This is a genomic window from Flintibacter muris, from assembly GCF_943192995.1.
In the GTDB taxonomy this organism is placed as follows: domain Bacteria; phylum Bacillota; class Clostridia; order Oscillospirales; family Oscillospiraceae; genus Lawsonibacter; species Lawsonibacter muris.
The window spans coordinates 1-5,675 of sequence record NZ_CALPCP010000085.1 but is presented as its reverse complement, the minus strand read 5'-3'; the positions used below and the strand labels follow the sequence as shown (position 1 = coordinate 5,675).

3 protein-coding genes and 1 pseudogene are annotated in these 5,675 nt (G+C 45.0%); 2 read left to right on the top strand and 2 right to left on the bottom strand.

Features of this window, described 5'->3' with window-relative positions:
* Together NFS22_RS23020 and NFS22_RS23010 are read left to right on the top strand one after the other, a co-directional pair.
* Positions 1-1,160 (top strand): tyrosine-type recombinase/integrase (locus NFS22_RS23020; RefSeq protein ID WP_251319962.1); only part of this gene is annotated, 1,160 nt, incomplete at its 5' end.
* A pseudogene (locus NFS22_RS23010) lies at positions 1,118-2,540 on the top strand (tyrosine-type recombinase/integrase). The gene NFS22_RS23020 and the pseudogene NFS22_RS23010, both read left to right, overlap by 43 nt.
* A gap of 228 nt (positions 2,541-2,768) precedes the next feature.
* Here NFS22_RS23010 and NFS22_RS23005 read toward each other — a convergent pair.
* Together NFS22_RS23005 and NFS22_RS23000 are read right to left on the bottom strand one after the other, a co-directional pair.
* On the bottom strand, positions 2,769-4,769 hold the full coding sequence (locus NFS22_RS23005) for an RNA-directed DNA polymerase (RefSeq protein ID WP_251319960.1): 2,001 nt from the start codon (positions 4,767-4,769) through the stop codon (positions 2,769-2,771).
* A gap of 187 nt (positions 4,770-4,956) precedes the next feature.
* Positions 4,957-5,256, bottom strand: coding sequence for a hypothetical protein (locus NFS22_RS23000; RefSeq protein ID WP_251319959.1), 300 nt, complete (start codon positions 5,254-5,256; stop codon positions 4,957-4,959).
* Positions 5,257-5,675: the final 419 nt, after the last annotated feature.

Genomic DNA, 5,675 nt, shown 5'->3' with positions numbered 1-5,675 from the left:
GCAGACCATCTGGTGACGGCATGGTACGCAAGCGTGACGACGGACGCTGGGAGGGCCGTATCGTGGTGGGCCACAAGAAAAACGGCGACTCCATCTTCCGCTACGTCTACGCTCCCACGCAGAAGGAACTGTCCGCAAAGCTCCGTCAGCACATCGACAGCTACCAGGGTGCTGACCTGACAGAGCAGGGCCGGATGACCTTGAGCGAGTGGCTGGACCAGTGGCTGAGGAGCACGGCAGATACACTGCGGCCCAACACGCTGAGGAACTATCGCAGCTACATCGAGAACCACATCAGGCCCGGCCTGGGCGATAAGCAGTTGGCCCGAATCACACCGAAGGATGTGCAGCGGTTCTACGAGAAGCTGAGTGATTGTCTGGCCAGCAGTACGGTGCGCCGCATCCACACCACGCTCCACGGTACGCTGAAGGCGGCGCAGCAGGCGCACCTGATCGCCAGCAACCCGACCGAGCAGATCACCGCTCCCAGGTTCAGCTATGGAGTAAAGCAGATACTGACGGACGAGCAGCTGGATGTGTTCATGAAGGTCATCGCAGAGGATGAAATCTGGTGTGACTTCTTCTATGCCGAGCTGACCACTGGTCTGCGGCGGGGTGAGATCTGCGGGCTCAAGTGGGAGGACTTCGATGAGGTCAATGGTACACTGAAAGTCAGCCGTACCGTCTACTGGGAAACTGGTGGCGGGCTGACTGCCGGGGATACCAAGACCAGCGCCGGCGTCCGGAAAATCGTGCTGCCAGCCAGCACAGTACAGGTCCTCCGTGAACGAAAAAAGTCCGCACTGACCGAGTGGATATTCCCCAACCCGCTGAAGCCGGAACAGCCCACCAATCCCGGCGCCGCATACCGACAGCTGAAAGCTCTGCTGAAGCAGGCCGGCCTTCCGAACATTCGCTTCCACGACCTGCGTCACACCTTCGCCACTCACGCTCTGGCGTCGGGCGTGGATGTGAAAACCTTGTCAGGCATCCTGGGCCATACCAGAGCAGCATTCACGCTGGACACCTACACCCACACCACCGGCGATATGCAGAAACGCGCATCGGAAGTGGTGGGTGATTTTCTGACAGATATTTTCGGAGAGGAGTTGAGACCGTGGGAAGAAAGCGCAAAAGCGGCGAGGGTACTGTCCGACTGAGAAAGGACGGCCGCTGGGAGGGGCGAGTGGTCGTCGGCTATGATGACAAGGGGCTGCCCAAGACGAAGAATGTCCTTGCCAGGAACAAGGGGGAGTGCGTGGCGAAACTGGAATCGCTGAAAGAGTCCGTGGCTCCCGCAACCGCTGTCAAGGTCAGGGCAGATATGCCCTTCGGCGAGTGGATGACATTCTGGTATGAGACCTGCTGTAAACCCGCCGTCCGGCCAAACACACGGACAGGCTACGAAAATAATATCCGACTGTATATCCGCCCAAGGCTCGGTGACATTCCTCTGAACAAGCTGACCACAAATGATATTCAGCAGTTCATAAACTGGATGAGGCAGGATGGCCCGGGAGTCCAGAGGGGAAGGACTCTCCGCCAATACGATACGGCACTGCTGCGGCCTGTGCCGCAGGGCTCTGGAGAAGGCCGTCACCGAAAAGCTGATCGTGCGCAACCCGGCGGAGGAATGTAAGCTCCCACCGGCCAGACGAATGGAGATGCGGCTGCTCAGTCGGGAGGAGTTGCAAAAGCTGCTCATTCAGGCCAAGGCCGAGGGCTACTACGAAGTGTTCCTGCTGGAGCTGACCACCGGGCTTCGGGTGGGGGAGCTGATGGCACTCCAGTGGGACGACCTGAATTTCAATACCGGGGAACTACGAATCGAGCGGCAGATTTACCAGATCAAAGGTGAACTGCTGATACAGCCGCCGAAGAACAAAGCCTCCATCCGGACGGTGATCCTGCCACCCGCAGTGGTCACCGCACTGAAAAAATATAAGCAGACGGTTTTCTCCCGATGGATGTTCCCCTCCCCGAAGAAAGAAGATGCTCCGATAGCTCCGTCTGTCGCAAGTCATCGTCTGGCTAAGATCCTAAAACACGCCGGATGCAAAAAGGTACGCTTCCACGACCTGCGGCACGTTTTCGCTACCAATGCTCTGGAACATGGGATGGATGTCAAGACCCTGTCTACCGTCATCGGGCACGTCTCCAGTGCCACTACGCTGAATGTCTACGCCCATGTCACAAGCGATATGCAGAGACAAGCCGCCGCCAGGATCGACCGGGGTATCGGCAAGGCGGAAGTGGCGGAGTCCACATCGATAGCAAAATCCATGTCCACGATGACCGATTTTCGGCCTATCAGGGAGCGAAAGCGCCGGTGGGGAACCGGGTCTTTCAGTAAAAATCAAAACGGTCAATGGGTTGGACGCTATACGATCACATGGCCAGATGGAAGGTTGGAAACACGAAAGGTCTATGCCGCTACTGAGGAGGAATGCGAAAGGCTGCTGGCGGCGATGATAGCAGATATGAAATCGGAGGTAGCCGCTGAAAAGGAGCGGCTGACAGCGGAAAATAGAGCAAGTTGAGAACTGCGGCTCACTGGGACACCTCCAGTGGGCCAGTTTTTCTCTGTCTGTGGGCAAATATGTGGTCAGAATGCAAACGCTCATAATGGACAGGCGAAAGGAGTTGCGGAAATGGCAGGTTTTGGGAAGTTATCAAAGGCTTTCGCAGGTATAAATCTGCTTATTTTTGTGGAGTGCTGTTTGCGCTGATACCTGCAAAGAATATAAGGGATACAAACGTAAAAACTGTTAGGTGTCCAAACTTCCATACAGCTCCGCAGAACGTTTGCTTTTATATTGCTTAAATAAGGTTCTTTGATATGTCCGAAACGTCAATTGCTTACTTGTATTGAAATGATAGTATCCCCAATAATAGAATAAATTTGATGTTCTCTGGAGTAAAAAATCACAAATCAAATTTATTGTTCTACTGGACAAATTAGTGGCTGGTGTCTTAATTAACGCTCGAACCTTAGTTTCCATGTTGGTCTTTAGGGTTCCGGAAATATAGGGACAATTAATAAAAATTAGCACATACCAGAATTCCTTCTGTAACAGAATCTCTGTTCCCCCCATCTGCTCTATTTTATTTTTAAGCAGTTTTTCAAGTTTATTGCATATGTAGGTATGATATTCATCAAAATATCTACTGTAGATTAGGTAGTTCGCCCATAAAATCGGATTGTCTTCCACGACAAGCTTATCTTCGATTATACTTTCGGTGCTCTTTACCAGTGATATCTTAAAGTCATAAAAGAAAATAAACCAGTTGCAGAGATCGTTTAAATTCCATTTCTCAAATATAAATGCATATCGCCTAAACAGGTTTGATAATTTCTTATGGTTTAACTCGTTTTCGGTGAAATGAAGTTCGTCATCCATATATACGATCATAGATATTACTTTCTGGGTATGCTCAAAGCAAGGGCAAAACGAATAAATATACATTGTCAAATCCAACAAGACGTATGCGCGGCCACATTTATCGGGTTTAAATAACATATATCCGTCCTTTTTACCGCTGATATTGTTCAAAAGTGTACTAAGCATAAATGAGACTATATACCTCTGCTCTTTAGGATACTCATTTATTAAATAGATAAAGTCATCTTTAATTCGATCCAAAGCTATATATCCATTTTTAAGGAGGTATTTATCTCCTTCCATATCATGCAGTTCATGCTTGCGGTAAAATAAATTTGCAATGCGGTCAGAAAGAGCCCTTGTCTTCCCAAGCCAGGTACTTAATACAACTGGTGTGTCAGATTTGAAATATTTCAAATCATTTAACTGCAACAGATATGTTCGAGCAGCCGTCTCTATTGTTTTAATAATTGTATCTGTATGCTCCTGGCTATTTGAAAAAATATAGATGTCATCTACATATCGAAAGATTCTATAATCTTGTCCGACCAATAATTCACTTTGAGTTAACTGCCTTTTTACCTCCACATCAATATGCTGAAGCAAAATTTCCGCAATCATGCGAGAAAACTCAGGCCCAACTATAAGGCCATTTGAAGAGCGACCATTTATATTCTGCAAAATGCGATCAATTACAATATATGTATTTGTATTTTTTGCAGCTTTGGAGTCAATTGTGTCTTTTTCTATACACCATTTGTAAGTATGCGTATAAATGCTATCGAAACATGATTTGTAGTCAACCTTAGCAAAATTTCGATACTTAAAATTACATTGCCTCCACAGTCGGGAATTTGTGAAAGATGATACGGAATTGAATTTATGAATTTTAAAATATGCCCCTGTTTGTTGTAAAATTCCCCGATCAATCTTTTTTGACAATTTTTCAAAATAATGCGTGATTCGCTTATTCTTTTGTTTATAATACAAATTCGAATTCTTTCTGTGATAACGTATCGAAAAGCAGGAATTTTCTTCTAATATATCAAGTATTTCTTTCTGATAACATTCAATAAAGAAGAATATATTCATTGCAGCCAAAGGCTGCACCAAATTTAGTTCTCTTGTTGCCTGAGTCCCTTTTAGAATTCCAAACTTCAATGGTGTTGTTGCCCAATTCCCCCACTGTTCTGTAAATGGAATATCCGAGTTTTTAGCCTTTAACTGCCGCATTTCATCAATTATTTCATCTAAAATCGATTGTTTAGTAAGAAGAAACTCATAAAACTTCCCAAAAGAGAATAATTCAGATACCTCAACAGGCATTATATCTGTCAGCAGATAATCCAACGGATTTCTTTCAATATTATTTTTTGACTTACCCATTGCAATTCCTCCGAAAACAGAGTACAATAAATGTGTAAGGAGCATACCTTACATACAATTCGCAAGAATTGTACACATAAGCGATGTAGCTATTTTAAGGTTCGTCCAATGGCTGCATAAAGAGCCTATATACATTTTTAGGCTCGGATTAAGAGGTCAAAGGGAAACCGGAGACCTCTTTTTCTTTTTAATGTCCCACTTTGACCTTAATCAGATAATCTCGAACTAAGCCATCATATTCTTTTTTGGCGGTTACATCAATACTAACCTGCTTGCACATCTTTTCTAAGGTCACTCTATCAATTCCAATCAATTCTACAAACAAAAGAGATCTATAGTTTTTCATGTTATTATATAAGGAGTAAATGGATTCATTAGAATTCTTTCCTTTAAGAAAATACGGGATTTTTTTAACCTTATTCGTTGTAAATGCTTTGAAAACTGCTGTCTTTAAAAACTTCTCGGTTTCAGAGGTTAGTTCATCCATATGATATCTTAACTCACAATAGTTTGAGATTAACCCTTTGGTCTTCCAAATTGCACTCTTATATCTGTTAATTCTATATACAGTTCGGTGCGTAAAAGCCTTAATTTGGTGCCGTAGAAGTTCCATATCTTTTTGCGAAGACATTGTATAATCTTTTACAATAGCATTTATTTTTTTGGTATATTTATCAATTTTGCTCTGGGTCATACCATATTGGAAGGTTGTTTCTTCTTTGTCTTTGCCCTTGATTCTGCGTGAGTTAATTGCAAGTACAAATTCATACCCTAAAAAATCGAACTCTTGAGAGGATCCTCCAACAGATAAGTCTCTTCTTGCAATATATTTAGGGAACCGCTGATTAAAGGCCCGTCAAACGCAATATGCAATCGAAATTGGGGGTAAAAATCCAAGTATAGGCC